This window comes from Limnohabitans sp. TS-CS-82, from assembly GCF_002943475.1.
Map to the genome: position 1 here is coordinate 307764 of NZ_PTQX01000003.1, position 23142 is coordinate 330905.

Consider the following 23142-nt stretch of genomic DNA (forward strand, 5'->3'; position numbering starts at 1 on the left):
TTGTTGGTTTTCTGATGAATTGGTGATGCCCTAGGCTTGACCTAGGCGCTGAAACAAACCGCCCGGCAAGCGGCCAATCAGTCCATCGAGTTCGAGCGTCAAGAGCTGCGCTTGCAGGCTGGCCGTGTCAATGCCGCAACGCGCTTGCAGGGCGTCCAAGCTGACGGGGCCGTAGCCCATGTGCGGCAAAAGTGGGTGTTCATTGGCGTCTTGGTTTTGGGCATCTTCGGATTCAGCGGTACTTCGCGCCTCGTCAAACAGTGACGTTTGTTTTTGCAGCTGTAGCTCTTCCAACACGTCTTGTGCGTTCTCCACCAACTTGGCGCCTTGGCGGATCAGCGCGTGGCAGCCGTGCGATTGGGTGGCGTGGATGGACCCTGGAATGGCCAACACTTCGCGCCCCAAATCAAGCGCCAAGCGTGCCGTGATGAGTGAGCCCGATTGCAAGGCTGCCTCCACCACCAAGGTGCCCAAACCCAGCGCAGCGATGAGGCGGTTGCGTTTGGGAAAGTTCGCGGGCAGCGGTGCCGTGCCCAAGTGGTACTCGCTCAGCAACAGGCCGCGTTGTGCGATGTTGTAGGCCAGCGTCTGGTGCTGGCGCGGGTACACGCGGTCTAGGCCGGTGCCCACCACCGCCACCGTGTGCCAATGGTCGCCAGCGCCGCGCGACTGCGCGCCTCGCAGCGCGCCCAGGTGTGCCGCGCCGTCCACGCCCAAGGCCAAACCCGAGACCACACACAGGCCCGCTGCGGCCAAGGCTTCGCCAAATTGCGCGGCTGTTTGCGCGCCCTGAGGCGTCGGGTTGCGGCTGCCGACAATGGCCACGGCGGGCCCCAAGGTGGCCTCCAACTGGCCTTGTGCGTAGACCATCAACGGCGGGTCAGGCAGTTGCAACAAAGCAGCGGGGTAATGCGCGTCGCCCAAGGTCCACACCGCGTGGCCGTGGGTGTCGGGTTGCTGGGCCAGCCATTGCTGGGTGCGCACACATTGCACGGCGAGTTCATTGGGCTCGCTCAACAGCGCCAAGGCCTGCTTGGCGGTGACCACTTGGCGCAACGCCGCCTCGCTCTGGGCAAACACCGCTTGCGGACTGCCAAAGGCGGCCAGTAAGCGTCGCGCGGCATCGTTGCCCACGCCGTCGCTCAAGCTCAAGCGCAGCCAAGCGCGCAATTCGTCTTTGGTCAGGGGTGTGGGGTGCATGCGGGTCTCCTTGTGGTGTGAAAACCATTGTGCGGAGCGAGGTTTTCAATAGACATGCGCGCAGGTCGAAAATTTCAAAAGCAGAGACAATAGGCGCATGCCCAAGTTAGACATTCTTCGATTCCCCGACCCCAAACTTCACACCGTGGCCAAGCCCGTGGCTGAGGTGGATGCGCGCATCCGCACCCTCATCGCCGACATGCTGGAGACCATGTACGACGCCAACGGCATCGGCTTGGCAGCGACCCAAGTCGACGTGCATGAGCGCTTGGTGGTGATTGACGTTTCGGAAAAACGCAACGAGCCCATGGTGCTCATCAACCCCGAAATCACTTGGATGGGCGACGAGCGCGTCAAAGGTGAAGAGGGCTGCTTGTCAGTGCCTGGCATTTACGACGGCGTGGAGCGTGCCACCCAAGTCAAAGTCAAAGCCATGGACGGCGATGGCCAAGTGCGCACCATCGAGGCCGAGGGCCTGTTGGCGGTGTGCGTGCAGCATGAGTTGGACCATTTGTTGGGCAAGGTGTTCGTGGAATACCTCTCGCCCTTGAAGCGCACCCGCATCAAAACCAAATTGCTCAAATCTGCGCGCGACGACGCCTAAGCCAAAGGTCTTTCATGCGCGTTATTTTTGCGGGCACGCCCGAATTTGCTGCCGTGGCTTTGGCCCAGATCTTGGCCGCAGGCCACGAGGTGGCCTTGGTGTTGACGCAACCCGACCGCCCCGCCGGTCGCGGCATGAAGCTGCAAGCTTCGGCGGTCAAGCAACTGGCCCTGCAACACAACATCCCCGTCGCCCAGCCTTTGAGCTTGCGTTTGGATGGCAAATACCCCGACGATGCAGCCCAGGCCCAGGCCGCCATTGCAGCCGCCAACGCCGACGTGATGGTGGTCGCCGCCTATGGCCTCATCTTGCCGCAATGGACGCTCAGCGCCCCGCGTTTGGGTTGCCTCAACATCCACGCCTCGTTGCTGCCACGCTGGCGTGGCGCAGCACCGATTCACCGTGCCATTGAAGCAGGTGACGCGCAAACCGGCGTGGTCATCATGCAAATGGATGCGGGTTTGGACACGGGCGACATGCTCTTGACCGGCGTGCTCGACATCGCCGCGCAAGACAGCACCGCCACCCTGCACGACCGCTTGGCCGAGCTCGGCGGCGCGTTGGTGGTGCAGGCCTTGGCGGATGCGCAGGCGGGGCAACTCAAGCCCGTGAAGCAACCGAGCGAGGGCGTGACGTACGCCCACAAAATTGAAAAAGCCGAGGCCGCTGTGAACTGGCGTGACGCGGCCTCCACCATGGACCGCCGCGTGCGTGCGTTCAACCCCTTTCCTGCGGCTGCCGCGCAACTCAATGGCGAAGTCATCAAGTTGTGGCGCGCGGTGCCTGAGGCGTCAAGCAGCGCCGTCAACGTCGTGCCGGGCACGGTGCTCAGCGCCGATGCACAAGGCGTTCGCGTGGCTTGTGGTGACGGCGTGCTGTGTGTCACCGAGTTGCAACGTGCGGGCGGCAAGCGCTTGGCGGCTGCCGAGTTTTTGCGCGGATTCCCTTTGAGCGCCGGCCAACAATTCGACCTCACGACCGCTTGACCCCGCCATGATGTTTCTCAGCCCCAAGCTCTATCGCCATCCTGAATTCAAAATCGGTTTGCGCGAGCTGGCACCCCAAGCGATGGGCGTGGCCGCCTGGGGGTTGATGACCGGCGTGGCCATGGTCAAGTCGGGCATGAGCATTTTTGAATCGGTGTTCATGACCTTGGTGGTGTTTGCGGGCAGCTCGCAGCTGGCGTCCATTCCGCTCATCGTGGCCGGTGCGCCTGCTTGGGTGATCTTGGCCACGGGTTTTTGTGTGAACTTGCGCTTTGTGGTGTTCAGCTTGCACCTGCGCCCGCACCTGATTCACTTGCCGCGTTGGGAGCGTTTGATGCACGCCTATGTCACGGCGGACATCAGCTACGTGCTGTTCACCAAACGGTTTCACCAGCCCGGCGCCACGCCTGAGCAGCGCCGCGCCCAAGAGGCCTATTTGGCGGGCAGTGATTGTTTGAATTGGAGCAGTTGGATGCTGGCCAGTTTGATCGGCATCGCCTTGGCCAATTGGATTCCCCCCGCTTGGGGTTTGGGCTTTGCGGGCATTTTGTGCTTGGTGGGCGTTCAGTGTTCGCTGGCCAGCTCGCGTTTGCGCATCGTCTCGGCGGCGGTGGCGGGCGTGGCAGCCGTGGTGGCCTATGCCCTGCCCTTGAAACTCAACATCGTGGTGGCCATCGCGGTGGCCGTGGTCTTGTGCTTGACGCTGGAGCGTTTCAAGCCCGTCAACGCGACAGGAGCCCAAGCATGAACGGCACCGATCTGTGGAGCTTGGCGGTCATCGCAGGCTTGGCCGTGGTGACGGTGCTGACGCGCAGCTTCTTTTTCTTGTCGAACAAACCGTGGCATTTGCCGCATTGGGCGCAACGCGGTTTGCAATACGCGCCGATTGCCGCTTTGTCGGCGGTGGTGGTGCCTGAAATTGTGATGAGCCAAGGCCAACTCATCACCACTTGGCAAGACGCTCGGTTGTTTGCCGCTGCGGCAGGCGCCTTGATTTATGTGGCCAAGCGCAATGTGCTCTTGACCATCTTGGGTGGCATGGCGGTGTATTTGCCGCTGCACCTTGGGCTTGGGTTTTAGTACGTCGAGCGACCACCGGTGATGTCAAACACCGAGCCGGTGGTGAACGAGCAGTCTTCACTGGCTAGCCAAGCCACCATGGCGGCGATTTCTTCCACTTCCACGAAGCGGCCCATGGGGATCTTGCCGAGCATGTAGGCAATGTGCGCTTCGGTCATTTGCGCAAACATCGCGGTGCGTGCCACAGCGGGCGTGATGGCGTTGACCAGTACCCCTTTGGTCGCCACTTCTTTGGCCAGCGATTTGGTCAGTGCAATCACACCGGCTTTGGACGCGCTGTAGTGGCTGGCATTGGGGTTGCCTTCTTTGCCCGCAACAGAGGCGATGTTGATGATGCGACCCCAGCCGCGCTCAATCATGTGCGGGGTCACGGCACGGCACGTCAGGTAAGGCGCAATCAGGTTGACTTCAATCACACGGCGCCACACCTCGGGGTCGAGCTCCCACGTGGTGGCATTGCCGCCGGTGATGCCCGCGTTGTTCACCAAGATGTCGATGCGTCCCAAGTCTTTGACAGTTTGGGCGGTGGTGGCTGCCACCGCAGCGTCGGAGGTGAGCTCCACCACGTAGCCGCTGATGGGCCCGAGTTCGCTCAACAGCGCCTTGGCCTCGTTGATCTTGGCCCCGTCGATGTCCCACATCACCACGGACGCGCCAGAGCGCAGCAGGCGTTCGCAGGTGGCAAAGCCAATGCCTTGGGCACCGCCGGTGACGACCGCCACGCGGCCTTGTAAATCGATCTGGTTCATGCTTTGTATCCTTTCAGAGCTTGTGCCGCATTGGGGCCCGATTGGGTGTCGGCGATGTATTGGCGAATGATGTCGTCAAAAGTTTTTTCAGCGAACAGGCCCAGCTTGTTGGCGCGCACCGAGCTGGACCCTTTGGGCCAGCGCGACACGATGCCCGCGATGGTTTCGTTGCGTTCAAACGTGACGCGGGCGCGCACTTCTGGGCCTGCCACGCGGGCCAATGCGTCAAGCATTTCTTGCACGGTCACGTTCAAGCCGGGCAAGTTCAAGGCGGTGCGACCGCCGTAGGCCTCACGCGAGCACTCAAACACGGTGATCAAACCTTCCACAGTGGCACGCGGTGAGGTGACGGGGTGCGACACCTCAGGCGACACGGGGCACACCGAGGGCTCGCCCGCCAAAGGCTCGCGGATGATGCCGCTGAAAAACGAAGACGCCGCGCCGTTGGGCTTGCCGGGGCGTACGGTGACCGTCATCAAACGTGCGCTGCGGCCATCGATGTAGCCCTTGCGCGTGTAGTCGGCCACCAAGTGTTCGCAGATGTGTTTTTGTGCGCCATAGGAGGTTTGTGGCGTAGGCAGCGTGTCGTCGCCCACCACGTCGGGCATGGGCACGGCGTCATCCGGGCCAAACACCGCCACTGAGCTGGAGAACACCAAGCGCGCAGGCGCTGCGCCACCTTGCACGCGTGAGCGCAGTGCGTCGAGCAAGGCGCGGGTGCTGTCGAGGTTGGAGCGCAAGCCCAACTCAAAGTCGGCCTCACATTCACCCGACACGGCCGATGCCAAATGGAACACACCGTCCACCGCCTCGTGTGCCAAGGCTTGGCAATGGTCGAGCAGGGGGCCCGTTTTGACCAACACGCGGGGGTCGGCCGCCAAATCAGCGGGCGCTGGAAACTGGTCAGCCAAGATGATTTGGCTGATGGCTTGGCCGTTCAATTGGCCGCGAGCCAGCAGGGTGCGGGCCAAACGGGCGCCAATAAAACCAGCACCGCCGGTGATCAATAAACGCATGGGTCAACTCTTTCGTTCAAGGGGTGGAGGCAGCACGCGCCGCTTTGGGCGCACGCAAGGAAGCAGCAGGAAGTGCCAACGACGGCAATTTCTTTTTGGACACCAAAACCATTTCAATGTCTTCGCGGGCACTGTCGATCAGTTTGAGCACCGCACGCTCGGCCTTGTCGGGTTCGCCGGCAATCACGGCGTCGAGCACGGCGCGGTGCAGCGGCAGCGACTGTGCGGGGCCATTGGGCTTGGTGGTGGTGATTTCAAAGCTGGTGCGCAGCAAGGCGCCAATGGCTTTGCTCATTTGCACCACCATGCGGTTGTGACACGCTTTGAGTAAGCCTTGATGGAACAACAAATCGTAGGTCACGTAGTCGCCGCCAAATTCGATGGCGTGTTTCATGCCCGCATAAGCCGCTTCGACTTCGGCCAAATCTTCGGGCGTGGCGCGTTCGGCGGCCAAGCGCACCGCAGCGGGCTCGACCACGCGGCGCAGGTCTTGCAGGTCGCGCAAAAACTCGCGCGTCAGGCCGATCTTGGATTGCCAAGCCACCACATTGGGGTCAAACCAATTCCATTGGTCCGAGGGCAGCACGCGTGTGCCCACTTTGGGGCCGGTGCTGACCAAACCTTTGGCGACCAGCGACTTGACGGCTTCGCGCACCACCGTGCGGCTGACGCCGAGTTCGGTGCACAGCACCGTCTCTGGCGGCATGGAGGCGCCCGGTGCGTAGTGGCCCGACACGATGGCCTCGCCCAACAAATCGAGCGTGTGGCCGAGCATGTTTTTGATGGCCATGTGGGTTTATCCGCGCACGAACAACGTGACCAAGGGTTGGTTGCCCACTTGACGGCTCCAATGGCCGTGCACCTTCTCATCAAAGGTGGCACCGGCGGGCAGCAAGTCTTCGGAGTAGAAATGTTCGCCGGGGCTGAACACGCGCGAGCTGCCGTCTTGCAAGCCAATTTCCATGTGACCGCTCAAGATGAACACCCATTGCGCGTGATCGCTGCAATGGAAGGTGCTGCGAAAGCCCACGGGGCTGTGGCGCAACTGGTAGCCGCCGCTGCTCATGAGTTGCGACAAACGTGCTTGGGGCTTGCCTTCGGTCAGGGCGATGGGCTCGTCGCGAAAACGCGCGCAGCCATCGGTGTCGGTGAAGAGAATGGTTTTTGTAAATGTGGTCATGAGGCTACTTTATCCGCGCCGAAGTTGATCTGAACTTTCATGGCTTGGCTCTTGTCGCTGGCCAGCTCAAAAGCTTGGGTGGCTTGATCGAAATCAAGCACATGTGAGATCACAGGGCGACCGTCGATCAAGCCTTCGTTGAGGAAGCGCACCGCCACGGCAAACTCTTCGTGGAAGCGGAAGGTGCCACGCAGCTCCAGCTCTTTGCCCACCAGTTGGTTCAGCGGCAGGGTCGAGTCACCGCCGAGGCCAATGCTCACGATCACGCCGCGTGGGGTCACCACATCGAGGCCGCTGCGCAAGGCTTTGTCGTTGCCTGAGGCTTCAAACATCACATCGAACACGCCTTTGTTGGCTGCGAACGGGGCCAAGCCATCGGGTGTGGTGGCGAGGTTGATGGTGTCATCGGCGCCCATGGCGCGTGCGCATTCGAGGGGCTTGTCGGCCACGTCGACGGCCACGATGCGTGCCGCACCGGCACGGCGCAGGCCTGCAATCAAGAGCGCGCCAATGGGGCCGCAGCCGGTGACCAGCACTTGCTTGCCAAACACCGAACCAGCCCGTTGGATGGCATGCAAACCGACCGACAAAGGTTCAGCCAGCGCCGCGAGTGACAAGCTCAGGTTGTCGCTGAGTTTGTGTGCCTGTGAGGCATCAATCACCAGCGATTCGCGGAACGCGCCTTGGATGTGCGGGAAGCGCATGGCGCTGCCGTAAAAACGCATGTCCAAGCAATGGTTTTGATGGCCTTTTTGACAATACTGGCACACGCCGCAAGGGCGCGAGGGCGAGATGGCAATGCGTTGGCCGGGGGCAAAGTTTTTCACTTCAGCGCCCACCGCGCTGACGATGCCCGACACCTCGTGGCCCAGCACCATGGGCTCTTTGATGCGCACGGTGCCAAAGCCGCCGTGGCGGTAGTAATGCAAATCAGAGCCGCAAATGCCGCCGTAGGCCACGCGCACGGCGAGTTGCTGGGGACCGAGGGCGTCAGTGTTAGAAATGTTGACGTTGACAGCGTCGAGACGCAAGTCTTCAGGGGCGTGGCAAACGATGGCTTTCATGGGTGTTCCTTAGAGCTGTGCCGTGACGCCGCCATCCACATAGAGGATGTGGCCGTTCACAAAGGTGGAGGCGTCGCTGGCCAAGAACACGGCCGCACCGGCGAGTTCTTCCACATCGCCCCAGCGACGGCTGGGTGTGCGGTTGGTCAGCCACGCGCTGAAGGTGGCGTCGTTCACCAGCTTTTCATTGAGTTCGGTTTTGAAGTAACCCGGGCCAATGCCGTTGACGTTCAGGCCTAACGGACCCCAGTCAATCGCCATGCCTTTGGTCAACATCTTCAAGGCGCCTTTGCTGGCCATGTAGGGCGAAATGCCAGGGCGACCCAGCTCGCTTTGCACCGAGCAAATGTTGATGATGCGGCCCTTCTTGCGCGTGATCATGTGCTGCGCCACCGCTTGGCCCACGAAGAACACGCTGTCCAAGTTGGTTTGCATGAGCTCGTGCCAATCTTTGTGGTCGAACTCGTGCAAGGGGGCGCGGCGTTGAATGCCTGCGTTGTTGATCAAAATCTCGATGGGGCCAATGTCGCGCTCAATGGCGTCGATGTGTGTTTTGACGGCGTCTGCATCGGTCACGTCAAAGGCGCGTTCAAACACCTCAAAGCCTTCAGCGCGCAAGGTGGCTGCGGTGGCTTTGAGTTTGCTGGCGTCACGTCCGTTCAGCACGACGCTGGCGCCGGCTTGGGCCAAGCCCCGTGCGAGGCCTAAGCCGATACCAGCCGAAGAGCCGGTGACCAAGGCCAAGCGGCCGTCGAGTCGGAAAGTTTGTGCGGTGATCATGCGTGGCTCGTCATGCGAGGTTCAGTTGCAAATGGTGTTCGATCTGCGCGACCAAGGGGTCTGCAGGCTCGGCAATGTCAAGGGTGAGCACGGCTTCGTCCGCGCTGGGAATTTCTAAGGTTTCGAGTTGGCTGTCGAGCAAGGCAGGCGGCATGTAGTGGCCTTGCCGCTCGCGCAAACGTGCCGCTAACAAAGCACGCGTGCCGTGCAAATGCACAAACTGCAAGTCGGGTGCCGCGGCACGCAGGCGGTCGCGGTAGGCGCGTTTGAGCGCAGAGCATGACACCACCAACCCTTCGCGAGGACCGAGACCCGATAAGCGTTCGGCAATGGCGTCAAGCCAGCCCGCACGGTCGGCATCGGTGAGCGGAGTGCCTGCAGCCATCAAAGCCACGTTGCGCGGAGGATGCAAAGCATCGCCTTCTAAAAAAGGCACGCCAATGCGTTGCGCCAAGCGCTGACCCACGGTGCTTTTGCCGCAGCCACTCACGCCCATGATGATGAGGCGGGGAGGTGTCATGGTCAGAGGCGTTGCTCGGTGGTGCCGTCAAACACATGCGCCTTGTTCACATCGAACTGCAGGTGCACGGTGTCGTTGGGCTGCACGTCGGTGCGGCCATGCATGACCAAGGTGAATTTTTGGTCGCCAATTTGCAGCAGCAATTCAGTTTCGGCGCCTGTGGGTTCGACCACCACCACTTGGGCGGGGATGCCACTTTCGGCCAGCTCCAAATCACCCGGACGCACACCGTAGTGCACGGCAGTGCCGTCGGCCACAGGCTTGGTCGTCGGTGGCATGGGCCATGAGGCACCCAAGGCGGCAACTTGGCCGCTTTGCACGGTGCCTTTGAACACGTTCATCGAGGGCGAGCCGATGAATTGCGCCACAAATAAATTACCAGGGCGGTCAAACAATTCCAGCGGTGTGCCGATTTGTTCGACGATGCCGTCGTGCATCACCACGATGCGGTCGGCCATGGTCATGGCTTCGATCTGGTCGTGCGTCACGTAGACGGTGGTGGTTTTCAGGCGTTGATGCAGGGCTTTGATTTCTGCGCGCATGGCCACGCGCAGCTTGGCGTCGAGGTTAGACAGCGGTTCGTCAAACAAGAACACCTTGGGGTCACGCACGATGGCGCGGCCCATGGCGACGCGCTGGCGTTGACCGCCAGAGAGTTCGCGCGGGTAGCGGTCGAGCAGTGCATCGAGGTTCAAGATGCGCGCGGCGTGGGCCACGCGGTCTTCGGTGGTCTTGGCATCGGCTTTGCGCAGACGCAGTGAGAACGCCATGTTCTCGCGCACGGTCATGTGCGGGTACAGCGCGTAGCTTTGGAACACCATCGCGATGTCGCGGTCTTTGGATTCGAGTTCGTTGATGACGGTGCTGTCGATGCTGATCTCACCGCCCGAAATCTCTTCCAAGCCCGCCAACATGCGCAGCAGTGTGGATTTGCCGCAGCCCGAGGGACCGACCAACACCACGAACTCGCCGTTCTGAATGTCGAACGTGATGCCGTGGATGACCTTGACTTTGTTGCCGTAGGTTTTTTGAACGTTGTTAAAGGAGACGGATGCCATGGTTTGAGTTCCAGTTGCGCAAAAAAATTAGCTCTTCACAGCGCCGGCGGTCAGGCCCGACACCATGTAGCGTTTGAAGGTGTAGTAAATCGCGGCGGGTGGCAAGGCGTAGACCAAACCAGTGGCCATCAGCAACTCCCAAGGGGAGTCGTCTGCAGACAAAAAGTTACCCAGTGCCACAGCCAAGGTCACGTCTTGGTCTTTGGACAGCAGCAAGAAGGCGTAGAGGTACTCGTTCCAAGCCAACAGCAAGGCATAGGTGCCGACCGCGACAAGAGAGGGCACCATCAAGGGCAGGTAGACCATCCAGAACAACTGCAAGGGTGTAGCCCCGTCGATGCGTGCGGCTTCGTCCAACTCAAACGGCAGTTTGTCGCTGGCTTGTTTGAGTACCCAAATGCAGTAGGGCGACGCGATGGTGACCATGGCCAAGATCAAAGACCACTGGTTGTTCAGCAAGCCATACAAACCCATGGTTTTGTACATGGGCACCGCCAAGAAGGCTGCTGGGATGAAGTAGGTGAACAAAGCCAAGTTCATGACTGTGCGCCCACCGCGCACCTTGAGGCGGCTGATGGCAAAGGCGGCGGTGGTGGCCACCGTCAGGGTCAGGGCTCCGACCGACAACGCAATGATGAATGAGTTGCCCAGTTGTTCCCAAAAGTGATCCAAGTAAAAGTGATCGCGCTTGAACACAATGGCAAAGTTTTGCAAGGTCGGGCTCTCAGGCCACAGGTGGCCCGATGTGGCGGTGTCGCGCGGTGAAATTGCAAACAGGACCATGTGATAAACGGGAAACAAAGTCCAGATCAGCACAGGAATGCCGATCAACAGCAACTTGGCTTCGGTGGCTATTTTTTTCAAGCTCATTTCGACAGCCTTTTCATCATGAAGTAAACCAAGGGCAAGATAAATGGAAGCCCCACGACGATGGAGGCCATGGCCAAGTCCACTTGATCAAGGCGCAAATAGCGAATGCCGAGGGTGGCCAAAACGTGGGTCATATCGGCAGGGCCGCCACCTGTGAGCAGGTACACGCTGTTGAAGTCGCCCAGCGTCCAAATCATGGACAGAATGGTTGAGGTCAGATAGATGGAGCGCATGGATGGCCAAGTGATGAACTTGAATTTTTGCCAACCCGTTGCACCATCCACCGACGCTGCTTCGTACTGTTCAGTAGGAATCGATAACCGTGCTGCGACCAAGATCAAGGTCCAAAATGGCAACGATTTCCAGATGTGCATGACCATGGACAAACTCAGTGCGAGGGTCGGATCATTGAGCCAATTGGGACCGTCTAAGCCGGTCCAACGGAAGATGGCGCTGTTGATAATGCCCCACTCGGGGTTCAGCATGAAGCGCACCGACAAGATGGTCGGAATGGACGGCACAGCCCATGGCAAGATAAAGATGGCGGCTACGATCTTGATCCACCACCGCTCCATCACAAAGAAGCCAGAGAGCGCCAAGGCCACCATCATTTTGAGGTTGATGGCGACGACCAAGAACACGAGTGTGTTGACGGCGCTGCGGAAAAAGATGGGGTCGTTGAACAGGTCTACATAGCTTTGTGGATGGCGTGCAAGCCACAAACCGTAACCTACAGGGTAGAGCACAAACACCACAAACACCACGATGTAGGGCACCACCATCAGGCGGCCCCAGTACTCCCAAGTCGATAGCGGCTTGGCGGGCGGGGGGTTAAGAGGAGCAGCTAGGGTATTCATGGGCAAAGTTCGCCTCAAAGGTTGCAGTTTTCAGTCGTGCAACCCAATGTCAATCGGGAGGGGAAAGACACACACCGGTGTGCAGCGCGAAGCTGGTACCGGTGTGCGCTTTGGGTTTAGTTACCGGCGACTTCTTTGATGCGGGCGATCATCTCGTCCACAGCTTTTTCAGTCGGTACTTTTTCATTCAACATGCGGTTCATGGCTTTGGCCCACACGTTTTCGTTGTTCAGCACAGTGAACTTGTAGTTCTTGGTGAACTCAAAGGGTTGTGTACCGTTCATGAACTGGTTGTAGACAGCCAAACGAGCGGGGTCTTGTTTCCAGAAGGGACGCTGTTGCGCCGCTTTGGTCACAGGGAACCAACGACCGAGCGAACCTTCCACATAAGGTGTGAGGTTTTGCTCTTCAAGCATGAAAGCCAAGAATTGTTTGGCCAAATCTTTGCGCTTGGCATCCTTGAAGATCACGCCTGTTTTGACCGCCGAACGGTAAGTCATCTTGGTGCCATCGGGTTTCAATGGGAAACCTGCTGTACCAATCAGCTCGTAGTAGTTCTTCTTGCCCAAATCGCGTTGCTCTTGCGTGAGCGCAGCGTTGTTCATGTCGTCCAACCACTTGGCAGCGATCGAGATCGTGGCGTTGTGCGTCATGACCGTCGTTTTGTTGTGGAATGCCACGTTGTTGTCCGGGTCTTTCCAGCTGGTGGAGGACGGGGGTGTACAGCCCTTGGTGTAGACCGCGGTGTAGTCGTTCAAGGCATTGATCAGGCCAGCGCGCACGGCGGGATCATCGACCAAGAGTTTGCCGGAGTCGTTCACCAACTTGACGTTGTACGCATCCATGAAGGTCAGGAACGAGAAGAATGAGTCGGTGGAGTCCACGCCCATGGGGAAGCCCGTGCCAAAGCCGCGCTTGCCCGTTTTTTGGCGATAGCCCGTTTGTACTTTGGAGCACCAGAAGTCCCAGTAGCCTTTCCAGTCTGTGGGAATGTCGCTCTCTTTGTAACCCGAATCAGCGAGCATGTCTTTCCAGTACTGGATGTGCATGGTTTGCTGCTTGATCGGGTAGGCGTAGTAAGCGCGTTTCTTGTCTTGGTTGTTGTACAAGAACGTGGTGGACAGAGCTGCAGGTTCAAAGTTGTTACGTACTTTGTCGATCACGCTGGTGATGTCTTCCAATTTGCCGTCATACGCCCACTTCGCTGTGACTTGGAAGTCATAGGTGTCGGCGTAAGCCAAGTCAGGTGGGCTGCCTGAGTCAAGCGCTGCCACGGTCTTGGGGATCATGTCTTGAATCGGGTACTGGGACAAATCAATCTTGATGCCCTTGTTCTTTTCTTCAAATTTTTTGATCGCCGCGAACAAGGCGTCGTCTTCGGCTTTGTAAAAGCCTTTGACCCACCAAACGTTCAATTTTTCTTGCGCAAATGCTGGGCCTACTGCTGTGATCAGGCCGGCCGCAACCATTGCGCCAGTCAGCCAAGTTTTCAGTTTCATCTGTTGTCTCCTTATGTTGGAAATGCAAGGTTGGTTAAACCTTGGTGCTATCGTATGATGATTGAGCGAGGCAAAAATGCGGAGTTACCCGCATTTTTGGGTTAACCCTTGGTGGCGCATTCGGGCACGGGGGTGTGCACGGCATGCCCGTCAAAATGCGACTTCATGTTGTTGAAAGCCAAGTCAGCCATGGCTTGGCGGGTTTGTGTGGTGGCGCTGCCAATGTGCGGCGCCAAGACCACATGCGGGAAAGCCCGCAGTGCTTCAGGCACGTTGGGCTCGTTCTCAAACACATCCAAGCCTGCGCCACCAATCACGCCGTTTTGCAAGGCCTCAATCAGGGCAGCTTCATCGACCACTGTGCCGCGTGCCACGTTGACCAAAATACCTTTGGTGCCCAAGGCTTTGAGCACGTCCGCGTTGATGAGCTTGCGTGTGCCCGCGCCGCCGGGGGTGATGACCACCAAGTAATCACTTTCAGCGGCCAAGGCTTCGGGGGTGGCAAAGTAGGTAAAGGGCAAGTCAGCCTTGGCGCTGCGTGCGGTGTAGGCCACGGACATGTTGAACGCCAGAGCGCGTTGCGCGATGGCTTGGCCAATGCGGCCAATGCCCACAATGCCCATCCGTGCGCCCGAAACTTTGCGGGCCAAGGGCATGGGGCCTGTGGGCCATTTGCCGTCTTTCACGTAACGGTCGGCGGCAGGCAATTGGCGTGCGGCGGCCAGCATCAAGCCCATGGCCAAATCGGCCACATCGTCGTTCAGCACATTGGGCGTGTGGGTCACCATCACGTCGCGTGCTTTGGCGGCCGCCACATCGACGCCGTCATAGCCCACACCAAAGACCGAGATGATTTCGAGTTTGGGCAATTGCTCAATCAACGAGGCGGGCACCTTCGATTCACCGCTGGCTGCGATGGCACGAATGCTTGGCGCGATCTTGGCAAACGCGGCAGGGTCGGTTTCGTGCAGGCGATCATGCAGGTTGAAGACGGCACGCAATTGCGGTTCAAGCAAAGGCGAGAGTTTGGTCACGGACAAGACATCAATTTGAGACAAAGCGGGCTCCTAGGGCTTCTACGGGGTTGGATTTCAATCGTCATACCATAATATGCTCGGGTGCCCTGCATGTGGATGCGGGGAAACCAGTAAGACCGTCTAACAGCGAGACACCGATGACCGATCAGCCCAAAAAACGCCCCGAAGATTTACGCAGCCAACAATGGTTCGGTCGTCAAGACCGCGACGGCTTTGCCTACCGCAGCTGGGTCAAAGGCAAAGGCGTGCCGCACGACCAGTTTGACGGTCGTCCGGTCATTGGCATTTGCAACACCTTCAGCGAGCTCACACCTTGCAACTCACATTTCCGCACCTTGGCTGAGCAGGTCAAGATTGGTGTGTATGAAGCAGGTGGCTTTCCGCTCGAATTTCCCGTGATGTCCTTGGGCGAAACCTTGTTGCGCCCGACCGCCATGCTGTACCGCAACCTGGCCTCCATGGATGTGGAAGAAAGCATTCGCGGCAATCCGATTGACGGCGTGGTGCTGTTGATGGGCTGTGACAAAACCACGCCCAGTTTGCTCATGGGTGCGTCCAGCGCCAACTTGCCCACCATTGGCGTGAGCGGCGGCCCGATGCTCAACGGCAAGTGGCGCGGTCAAGAGTTGGGCTCTGGCACTGGCGTGTGGAGCATGAGCGAGCAAGTGCGCGCAGGCACCTTGAAGCTCCAAGATTTCTTTGAAGCTGAGAGCTGCATGCACCGCAGCCACGGCCACTGCATGACCATGGGCACGGCCAGCACCATGGCCAGCATGGTCGAAGCTTTGGGCATTGGCTTGCCTGGCAACGCCGCTTACCCTGCGGTGGATGGCCGTCGCAACGTGTTGGCCCGCGACGCAGGTCGACGCATCGTGCAGATGGTGAAAGACGACATCAAGATCTCACAAATCTTGACCCGTGAAGCGTTTGAGAACGCCATCCGCACCTTGGCCGCCATTGGTGGCAGCACCAACGCGGTGATCCATTTGGTCGCGATCGCGGGTCGCTTGGGCGTGCCTTTGAGCATCGACGACTTCGACCGTTTGGCCAGCGAATTGCCCTGCTTGGTGAACTTGCAGCCGTCAGGCCAATACCTGATGGAAGACTTTTGCTACGCCGGCGGCTTGCCCGTGGTGATGAAAGAAATTGCACACCTGTTGCACACCGAGATCATCACTGCCAACGGCAAGACCGTGGGCGAAAACGTGGCGGACGCTCAAAACTACAACACCGAAGTCATCAAGCCTTTTGATCAGCCTTTCAAAGAGAAAGCCGGCATCGCCATCTTGCGTGGCAACTTGGCACCACGCGGTGCGGTGATCAAGCCCAGCGCGGCCACCCCCGAGTTGATGACACACACGGGTCGTGCGGTGGTGTTTGAAGACAGCAATGATTTCCACGCACGCATCGACGACGAAAATTTGGATGTGGACGAAACCTGCATCTTGGTGCTGAAGAACTGCGGCCCCAAGGGCTACCCCGGCATGGCCGAAGTGGGCAACATGCCGCTGCCACCCAAGGTCTTGCGCAAAGGCATCACCGACATGGTGCGCATCAGCGACGCGCGCATGAGCGGCACGGCCTACGGCACCGTGGTGTTGCACACCGCCCCTGAAGCCGCAGCGGGCGGCACCTTGGCCTTGGTGCAAAACGGCGACTTGATCACCCTCGACGTGCCCAATCGCAGCCTGCATTTGCATGTGGATGACGCCGAGTTGGCGACCCGTCGCGCCGCTTGGACGCCACCGGCCCCCGCGATGGAGAGCGGCTATTGGAAGCTCTACATTGACCATGTGCTGCAAGCGGATGAAGGTGCTGACCTAGACTTCTTGCGTGGTATGCGCGGCTCTGCCGTGCCCAAAGACAACCATTAACTTCCAGATTCCCAGTTATCCAGATTTCAAGAGGACAAGCGAGATGACAAAAGTAGCAGTTGTAACGGGCGCAAGCTCAGGCATTGGCAAAGCGTGTGCGCTGGCCTTGCTCCAAGCCGGATGGCAAGTGGCCTTGGTGGGGCGTCGTGCCGATGCGCTCAATGCCGCCATCGCCGAAGCCGGTGCCAACAGCGGTCACGCCTTGGCCGTGCCCACCGATGTGAGCAAAGACGAAGAGGTGGCACAGCTGTTTAAAACCGTGGTGGCCAAATTTGGCCGCGTGGACCTGTTGTTCAACAACGCAGGCATTTCGCTGCCCTACACCCTCCCCGGTGACATGGCGGCGGACACGTGGCGTCAAGCGGTGGATGTCAATTTCAACGGCGCGTTTTATTGCCTCTCACACGCGTTCAAGCAAATGCAAACGCAGTCGCCACAAGGCGGTCGCATCATCAACAACGGTTCGATCTCGGCGCATGCACCGCGCCCTGGCTCGATCGCCTATACCGCCACCAAACACGCCATCAGCGGTTTGACCCGTGCGGCCAATTTGGACGGCCGCGGCATGAACATCGCGGTGGGTCAAATTGACATTGGCAACGTGGCCAGCGACATGACCATCAAGATGGCCAATGGTGTGCACCAAGCCGACGGCACCATCAAGCCCGAAGCCCGCATGGAAATGAGCTCGGTGGTCGACACCTTCATGACCATGGCCAGCTTGCCGCTGTCGTCCAACATCTTGTTCGTCACCGTGATGGCGAACCAGATGCCCTTCGTTGGCCGCGGCTAAAAGCCCCTCACCTCCAAGCCCATGCCACACGCCGCACCCCCTGATGTGGTGACGCTGGGCGAGGCCTTGGTGCTGTGGGCCGCGGAGCAAACAGGACCCTTGGCTGCGGTGCAAAGCTTCAGCCAACACACGGCCGGGGCCGAAACCAATGTGGCCGTGGGCTTGGCGCGTTTGGGTCTGCGTGTGGGTTGGGTCAGCCGCTTGGGTGACGATGCCAATGGTGTTTATTTGCGCCAAGCTTTTGAGCGCGAAGGCGTTGATTGTTCACACGTAGCCACCGTGCCAGGCGGTTTCACCGCCTCTATGCGCAAGGGCCGTGTGGACGATGGCTCAGACCCACCCATTGCCTACCAACGCGCGAACTCGGCAGCCAGTCAGCTGGGGCCCGAACATTTAGATTTACCGTGGCTGGCCAGCGCCCGTCATTTGCATGTGACCGGTATTTTTCCGGCGCTGTCGGCCAGCACGATGGCCGCCACGCAAGCGGCGATGCGCCACATGCGGGCACACCACAAAACCATCAGCTTCGATCCGAATTTGCGCCCTGCGTTGTGGCCCGATCGCGCGGTGATGCGCGACAGCCTCAATGCGTTGGCTGCGCAAGCCGATTGGGTGTTGCCCGGCTTGGATGAAGGCCGTCAGCTCACCGGTTGCGACACGCCGCAAAACATTGCGCGTTTTTACCGCGAGGCCGGTGCCACGCAGGTGGTCGTCAAGTTGGGCGCGCAAGGGGCGTATGTGGATGGCCCTGCAGGCTGTGCCTTCGTGCCCGCGTTCCCCGTGGCGCAAGTGGTGGACACCGTGGGCGCGGGTGACGCGTTTGCGGTGGGCGTGATCAGCGCTTTGCTGGAGGGCGCATCGCTAGAAAAAGCCGCACGTCGCGGCGCATGGCTGGGCGCACGCGCGGTGCAAGTGCGTGGCGATTGCGAAGGCTTGCCCACCCGCGCTGAGTTGAACGCGGCGGGTGTGTGAATTTCAATGAACCAAAGCAACGACAAACATCAAGGAGACGACATGAAAATTGGGTACATCGGTGCATCCGGCCTCATGGGCCACGGCATGGCAAAAAACTTACTTGCCAAAGGCCAGCAAGTCGCAATCACGGTCCACAAGCAGCGTGACCGTGTGCAAGATTTGTTGGACGCGGGCGCCACCCTCGCGGCGAATGCGGCCGAGCTAGGCGCGACGTGTGATGTGGTGCTGATTTGCGTCACCGGTTCGCCCCAAGTGGAGGCCGTGGTGTCGGGGGCGAATGGTTTGTTGTCCAAACCCAAGGCTGGCTTGGTGATCGTCGATTGCTCCACCAGCGAGCCGCACTCCACCACGCATTTGCGCGAACTGGCACACGACAAAGGCGTGACCTTTGTCGATGCGCCGCTGGCACGTTCGCCCGTCGAGGCCGAAGCGGGCCGGCTCAACATCATGGTGGGCGCTGAGCCTGCGGTGTTTGCCCAACTCGAACCTATTTTGAAATGCTGCGCAGAAAACGTGTTCCATGTGGGCGGGCCGGGTGCAGGCCACGGCATCAAGCTGCTCAACAATTTCATTGGCCAAGCCATTTGCACGGCGACCGCTGAGGCCTTTGCGGTGGGCCAACGTGCAGGCATCGACCCCAAGCAACTCGTCGCCTTGGTGGGCGCGGGTCCTGTGAACTCCGGCTTGTTCCAAGCCATGGCCAAAACTTTGGATGGTGATTTGACGGGCTTGAAATTCGAGCTCGACAACGCGCGCAAAGACATCCGTTACTACACCCACTTGGCCGAGGGCATGGGCGTGCCCACGCTGATGGGCGAGGCGGTGCATCAGTCACTCAGCATGGCCAGCGCCTTGGGCTTTGGCAAAAAATTCGTGCCCTCGCTGGTCGAGGCGCAAGAACGCATCACGGGCGCCACTTTGGTGCCTAAAACTTCCAACACTTAAACCACAAACAGAGAGACAACCATGAGCAATCGTTTAGCAGGAAAAACAGCCCTCGTCACCGCCGCAGGTCAAGGGATTGGCCGCGCCACCGCGTTGGCCTTTGTGCGCGAAGGTGCCAAGGTCATCGCCACCGACGTGAATGCCGCCGCACTGGAATCTTTGAAGCAAGAGTGCGGCTGCGCCATCGACGTGTTGGACGTCACCAGCGACGCGGCCATTCAAGCGGCACACGCCAAGCATGGCGACATCGATGTGTTGTTCAACGGCGCGGGTTTTGTGCACGCAGGCACCGTGCTGGATTGCACCGAAGCCGAGTGGGACTTTGCGTTCAACCTCAACGTGCGCTCGCAGTTCCACATGATCAAAGCGTTTTTGCCCGGCATGCTGAAAAAAGGCAAAGGCTCCATCATCAACGTAGCCTCGGTGGCGGGCAGCATCAAGGGCGCGCCCAACCGGTTTGTGTATGGCACCACCAAAGCCGCCATCATCGGTTTGACCAAGGCGGTGGCTGCCGACTACATCACCACCGGCGTGCGTTGCAATGCGATTTGCCCGGGCACCGTCGAGTCGCCGTCTTTGCGTGACCGTATCTCGGCGCAGGCACAGGCCAGCGGTCAAACCATTGCGCAAGTGGAAGCTGCTTTTGTGGCGCGTCAGCCGATGGGGCGCGTGGGCCGTGTGGAAGAAATTGCCATGTTGGCCGTGTACTTGGCCAGCGATGAGTCGAGCTTCACCACGGGCACGTCGCAAGTCATTGACGGCGGGTGGTCGAACTGATGTCACCCGTCATCCGCATCCATGCGCAAGACAACGTGGTCATTGCGCGTTCGCAATTGGTGGGTGGCACGGTGTTGGCGCAAGAGGGCGTGGCCGTCTCGGGCTTGGTGCCTCCAGGCCACAAAGTGGCGACTTGCGCGATTGCCAAAGGGCAGCCTGTGCGTCGTTACGACCAAATCATTGGCATGGCGACACGCGACATTGCCGCGGGCGAACATGTGCACACGCACAACTTGGCCTTCAGTGACTTTGCACGTGAGCACGCACCCGGCGCCGCCGCGCAACCCACCGCGTATGTGGACCAACCCGCCACGTTCCAAGGCATCGTGCGTGCGGACGGCCGTGTGGCCACGCGCAACTACATCGGCGTGTTGACCTCGGTCAATTGCTCGGCCACAGCGGCGCGTGCCATTGCCGATTACTTTCGACGCGACATTCGCCCCGAAGCCTTGGCCGACTTTCCCAACGTCGATGGCGTGGTCGCGCTGACCCACGGCATGGGCTGTGCCACAGCCAGCGATGGCGAAGAACTGCAAGTGCTGCGCCGCACCTTGGGCGGCTACGCCAAGCACCCCAACTTTGCGGCCGTGCTGGTGGTGGGCTTGGGCTGCGAGACCAACCAAATCACAGGCTTGATCGCGCAAGAAGGTTTGCAAGAAAACGTGAAGTTGGCCACCTTCAACATCCAAGACACAGGCGGCACGCGCAAGACGGTTGACAAAGGCGTGGCGCTGATCAAAGCCATGTTGCCCGAGGCGAACCGCGCGACGCGCGAGCCCGTGCCCTTGAGCCACTTGACCGTGGGCTTGCAGTGCGGTGGCAGCGACGGGTATTCGGGCATCAGCGCCAACCCCGCGTTGGGCGCTGCAGTCGATCTGTTGGTGCGCCACGGCGGCACGGCCGTGCTGTCGGAGACCCCCGAAATTTACGGTGGGGAACACTTGCTCACACGCCGCGCCGTCAGCGTGGCCGTGGCCGACAAATTGCGCGCACGCATTGCGTGGTGGGAGGCCTACACCCGCCGCAACAACATGCAAATGGACAACAACCCCTCCGCCGGTAACAAGGCGGGCGGCCTGACCACCATCCTCGAAAAGAGTTTGGGGGCCATTGCCAAAAGCGGCACCACCAACTTGGTGGATGTGTATGAGTACGCCCAGCCCATCATCGCCAAAGGCTTTGTGTACATGGACACACCGGGCTACGACCCCGTGTCGGCCACCGGCCAAGTCGCGGGTGGCGCCAACTTGATTTGCTTCACCACCGGACGCGGCTCAGCCTACGGCTGCGCGCCCAGCCCGTCGCTGAAGTTGGCCACCAACACGGCGTTGTGGCAGCGCCAAGAAGACGACATGGACATCAACTGCGGCGGCGTGGTGGATGGCTCAGAAACCGTGCAGCAAGCAGGCGAACGCATCTTTCAAATGATGATCGCCGCTGCCTCGGGGCAACACACCAAGAGCGAGCAACACGGTTATGGCCAAAACGAGTTTGTGCCGTGGCAGCTTGGTGCGGTGATGTAAGGCTGCTTGCACTGTTTTCAACGACCAGCCTCACGCGTAGGGGCTGGTCGTGGCGTGTCAGGCTCAGCAAGCCCAGACTTTTAGAATAGGCGGGTTATTCAATTTCAAACTCAGCCCATCATGAACGTCATTCGCTTCTCTGATCTGTGCGCCAACGGCAAAGCCCAAGGCCAACGTGTTTTCATCCGTGCCGACCTGAACGTGCCGCAAGACGACAGCGGTGCCATCACCGAAGATACGCGTGTTCGCGCTTCGGTGCCTTGCATTCAAATGGCGCTGGCCGCAGGTGCCGCCGTGATGGTGACCAGCCATTTGGGTCGCCCCACCGAAGGCGAGTTCAAACCCGAAGATTCGTTGGCCCCTGTCGCCAAGCGTTTGGGTGAGCTGTTGGGCCGCGATGTGCCGCTCATCGCTAACTGGGTGGACGGCGTGACCGTGGCCCCTGGTCAAGTGGTGTTGTTGGAAAATTGCCGTGTCAACAAGGGCGAGAAAAAGAACAACGAAGACTTGGCTCGCAAAATGGCCGCGCTGTGCGATATTTTTGTGAACGACGCATTTGGCACCGCCCACCGCGCCGAAGGCACCACTTATGGCATTGCGCAATTCGCGCCCATCGCCTGCGCAGGTCCTTTGTTGGCGGCTGAAATTGATGCCATCCAAAAAGCCTTGGCCGCGCCTAAGCGCCCCTTGGCCGCCATCGTGGCTGGCAGCAAGGTCAGCACCAAGTTGACGATTCTGAAGAGCCTGGCCAGCAACGTGGACCAGCTCATCGTGGGTGGCGGCATTGCCAACACCTTCATGCTGGCGGCGGGCCTGAAGATCGGCAAGAGCTTGGCCGAACCCGATTTGATCGACGAAGCCAAAGCCGTGATCGCCTTGATGAAGGCACGCGGCGCCGAAGTGCCGATTCCCACCGACGTGGTGACCGCCAAAACCTTCTCGGTCGATGCTGTGGCCACCGTGAAAAAAGCTACCGAAGTGGCCGACGACGACCTGATTTTGGACATTGGCCCCGAGACCGCAGCCAGGTTGGCCACGCAACTCAAATCGGCAGGCACCATCGTGTGGAACGGTCCTGTGGGCGTGTTTGAATTTGCCGCGTTTGAAAACGGTACCAAGGTGATTGCGCAAGCCATTGCCGAATCCAGCGCCTTCAGCATTGCGGGCGGCGGCGACACCTTGGCGGCCATTGCCAAATACGGCATTGAAAAACAAGTGGGCTACATCTCCACCGGCGGTGGCGCTTTCTTGGAAATCTTGGAAGGCAAGACCTTGCCTGCTTTTGAGATCTTGACCAAGCGCGCAGCCGGTTGAGCGAGGGCCTGATGTCAAGTTGAGTTGAACTCAACGGCGCACCAAGTAACACGGGTATCTTTGCCCGTGTTTTCATTGGAGGGTTTAAAGATGCGTTTCACGGTCAAATTTGTTTGCGCTGGCGTTGTCCTTTTTCCGTTGGTTGTCTGGGCGCAACCGTTGCAGCCCTTTCCGATTGGCTCGCCTCAGAGTTGCGTCAATTTGCCGAACCATGCGGCAATTCAAGACTGTCAGACGAAGCAAAAAGCTCAAGGCCAAGAATGGGAGAAGGAAATGAAAGACCGCTACCGCTACCCATCACCGCCCCCAAGGCTGAACGGCGCTGATGACAAACTACCCATGAATTGCTTCAAGCGCGAATCCACAGGCGAGAAAATTTGCGCGAATTGACGATCAGGTAATCACAAGCCCCTCGCATGTCAGATGCGAGGGGCTTTTTTA

Annotated in this window: 25 protein-coding genes; 12 read left to right on the forward strand and 13 right to left on the reverse strand. The window is 59.5% G+C overall.

Features of this window, described 5'->3' with window-relative positions; translation table 11 throughout:
* Positions 1-30 precede the first annotated feature (30 nt).
* Complete coding sequence (gene dprA / locus C5F52_RS09155) at positions 31-1200, reverse strand: DNA-processing protein DprA (protein WP_236657795.1); 1170 nt, start codon at positions 1198-1200, stop codon at positions 31-33.
* A gap of 97 nt (positions 1201-1297) precedes the next feature.
* Between dprA and def the strand changes: the two genes are divergently transcribed.
* The 4 genes from def to C5F52_RS09175 are packed head-to-tail and all read left to right on the forward strand — an operon-like array spanning position 1298 to position 3870.
* Positions 1298-1804: a peptide deformylase gene (def, locus tag C5F52_RS09160; protein WP_104798045.1), complete on the forward strand. Its 507-nt coding sequence runs from the start codon at positions 1298-1300 to the stop codon at positions 1802-1804.
* A gap of 14 nt (positions 1805-1818) precedes the next feature.
* A complete protein-coding gene (gene fmt, locus C5F52_RS09165; RefSeq protein WP_104798046.1) occupies positions 1819-2790 on the forward strand; it encodes a methionyl-tRNA formyltransferase in 972 nt (323 codons plus the stop codon).
* A 10-nt stretch (positions 2791-2800) separates the two neighbouring features.
* Positions 2801-3538 (forward strand): AzlC family ABC transporter permease, encoded by a 738-nt coding sequence (locus C5F52_RS09170; protein WP_104798178.1) that lies wholly within the window; start codon positions 2801-2803, stop codon positions 3536-3538.
* Positions 3535-3870, forward strand: coding sequence for an AzlD domain-containing protein (locus C5F52_RS09175; RefSeq protein ID WP_104798047.1), 336 nt, complete (start codon positions 3535-3537; stop codon positions 3868-3870). Before C5F52_RS09170 ends, C5F52_RS09175 begins: the two co-directional genes overlap by 4 nt.
* Here C5F52_RS09175 and C5F52_RS09180 read toward each other — a convergent pair.
* From C5F52_RS09180 to C5F52_RS09235, 12 genes are all read right to left on the reverse strand, one after another.
* Entirely contained in the window at positions 3867-4619 is a 753-nt protein-coding gene (locus C5F52_RS09180) for an SDR family NAD(P)-dependent oxidoreductase (protein WP_104798048.1), read from the reverse strand. The two genes, C5F52_RS09175 and C5F52_RS09180, sit on opposite strands and share 4 nt — an antisense overlap.
* A complete protein-coding gene (denD, locus tag C5F52_RS09185) occupies positions 4616-5635 on the reverse strand; it encodes a D-erythronate dehydrogenase (RefSeq protein WP_104798049.1) in 1020 nt (339 codons plus the stop codon). The genes C5F52_RS09180 and denD overlap by 4 nt, the downstream gene beginning before the upstream one ends.
* Before the next feature lie 16 nt (positions 5636-5651).
* Positions 5652-6425, reverse strand: a complete 774-nt coding sequence (locus tag C5F52_RS09190; RefSeq protein ID WP_104798050.1) for a FadR/GntR family transcriptional regulator — start codon at positions 6423-6425, stop codon at positions 5652-5654.
* Positions 6426-6431: 6 nt separating this feature from the next.
* Entirely contained in the window at positions 6432-6815 is a 384-nt protein-coding gene (locus C5F52_RS09195) for a hypothetical protein (RefSeq protein ID WP_104798051.1), read from the reverse strand.
* Complete coding sequence (locus C5F52_RS09200) at positions 6812-7879, reverse strand: L-idonate 5-dehydrogenase (protein WP_104798052.1); 1068 nt, start codon at positions 7877-7879, stop codon at positions 6812-6814. The genes C5F52_RS09195 and C5F52_RS09200 overlap by 4 nt, the downstream gene beginning before the upstream one ends.
* A 9-nt stretch (positions 7880-7888) precedes the next feature.
* The gene (locus C5F52_RS09205; protein ID WP_104798053.1) at positions 7889-8659 is read right to left on the reverse strand and encodes a glucose 1-dehydrogenase; all 771 of its coding nucleotides are present in this window, start codon (positions 8657-8659) and stop codon (positions 7889-7891) included.
* A gap of 10 nt (positions 8660-8669) precedes the next feature.
* The gene (locus tag C5F52_RS09210; RefSeq protein WP_104798054.1) at positions 8670-9179 is read right to left on the reverse strand and encodes a gluconokinase; all 510 of its coding nucleotides are present in this window, start codon (positions 9177-9179) and stop codon (positions 8670-8672) included.
* Positions 9180-9181: 2 nt separating this feature from the next.
* Positions 9182-10237 carry an ABC transporter ATP-binding protein gene (locus C5F52_RS09215; RefSeq protein ID WP_104798055.1) on the reverse strand — a complete coding sequence of 352 codons (1056 nt, stop codon included), beginning with the start codon at positions 10235-10237 and terminating at the stop codon, positions 9182-9184.
* Between the two features lie 27 nt (positions 10238-10264).
* The gene (locus C5F52_RS09220; RefSeq protein WP_104798056.1) at positions 10265-11107 is read right to left on the reverse strand and encodes a carbohydrate ABC transporter permease; all 843 of its coding nucleotides are present in this window, start codon (positions 11105-11107) and stop codon (positions 10265-10267) included.
* On the reverse strand, positions 11104-11964 hold the full coding sequence (locus C5F52_RS09225) for a carbohydrate ABC transporter permease (protein ID WP_104798057.1): 861 nt from the start codon (positions 11962-11964) through the stop codon (positions 11104-11106). The genes C5F52_RS09220 and C5F52_RS09225 overlap by 4 nt, the downstream gene beginning before the upstream one ends.
* Before the next feature lie 116 nt (positions 11965-12080).
* A complete protein-coding gene (locus tag C5F52_RS09230) occupies positions 12081-13463 on the reverse strand; it encodes an ABC transporter substrate-binding protein (protein WP_104798058.1) in 1383 nt (460 codons plus the stop codon).
* Between the two features lie 101 nt (positions 13464-13564).
* Positions 13565-14521: a 2-hydroxyacid dehydrogenase gene (locus C5F52_RS09235; protein WP_104798059.1), complete on the reverse strand. Its 957-nt coding sequence runs from the start codon at positions 14519-14521 to the stop codon at positions 13565-13567.
* 116 nt (positions 14522-14637) lie between these two features.
* Here C5F52_RS09235 and C5F52_RS09240 point away from each other — a divergent pair, with 116 nt between their 5' ends.
* The 8 genes from C5F52_RS09240 (at position 14638) to C5F52_RS09275 (ending at position 23091) form a co-directional block, all read left to right on the forward strand.
* Positions 14638-16374 carry an IlvD/Edd family dehydratase gene (locus C5F52_RS09240; RefSeq protein WP_104798060.1) on the forward strand — a complete coding sequence of 579 codons (1737 nt, stop codon included), beginning with the start codon at positions 14638-14640 and terminating at the stop codon, positions 16372-16374.
* Positions 16375-16417: 43 nt separating this feature from the next.
* Entirely contained in the window at positions 16418-17167 is a 750-nt protein-coding gene (locus C5F52_RS09245) for an SDR family oxidoreductase (RefSeq protein WP_104798061.1), read from the forward strand.
* 21 nt (positions 17168-17188) lie between these two features.
* A complete protein-coding gene (locus tag C5F52_RS09250; protein ID WP_104798062.1) occupies positions 17189-18139 on the forward strand; it encodes a sugar kinase in 951 nt (316 codons plus the stop codon).
* A 42-nt stretch (positions 18140-18181) separates the two neighbouring features.
* On the forward strand, positions 18182-19087 hold the full coding sequence (locus tag C5F52_RS09255) for an NAD(P)-dependent oxidoreductase (RefSeq protein WP_104798179.1): 906 nt from the start codon (positions 18182-18184) through the stop codon (positions 19085-19087).
* A gap of 21 nt (positions 19088-19108) precedes the next feature.
* Entirely contained in the window at positions 19109-19864 is a 756-nt protein-coding gene (locus C5F52_RS09260) for an SDR family oxidoreductase (RefSeq protein WP_104798063.1), read from the forward strand.
* Positions 19864-21387, forward strand: a complete 1524-nt coding sequence (locus tag C5F52_RS09265; protein WP_104798064.1) for a UxaA family hydrolase — start codon at positions 19864-19866, stop codon at positions 21385-21387. Before C5F52_RS09260 ends, C5F52_RS09265 begins: the two co-directional genes overlap by 1 nt.
* A gap of 120 nt (positions 21388-21507) precedes the next feature.
* Entirely contained in the window at positions 21508-22701 is a 1194-nt protein-coding gene (locus tag C5F52_RS09270; RefSeq protein WP_104798065.1) for a phosphoglycerate kinase, read from the forward strand.
* 90 nt (positions 22702-22791) lie between these two features.
* Positions 22792-23091 (forward strand): hypothetical protein, encoded by a 300-nt coding sequence (locus tag C5F52_RS09275; RefSeq protein ID WP_104798066.1) that lies wholly within the window; start codon positions 22792-22794, stop codon positions 23089-23091.
* Positions 23092-23142: the final 51 nt, after the last annotated feature.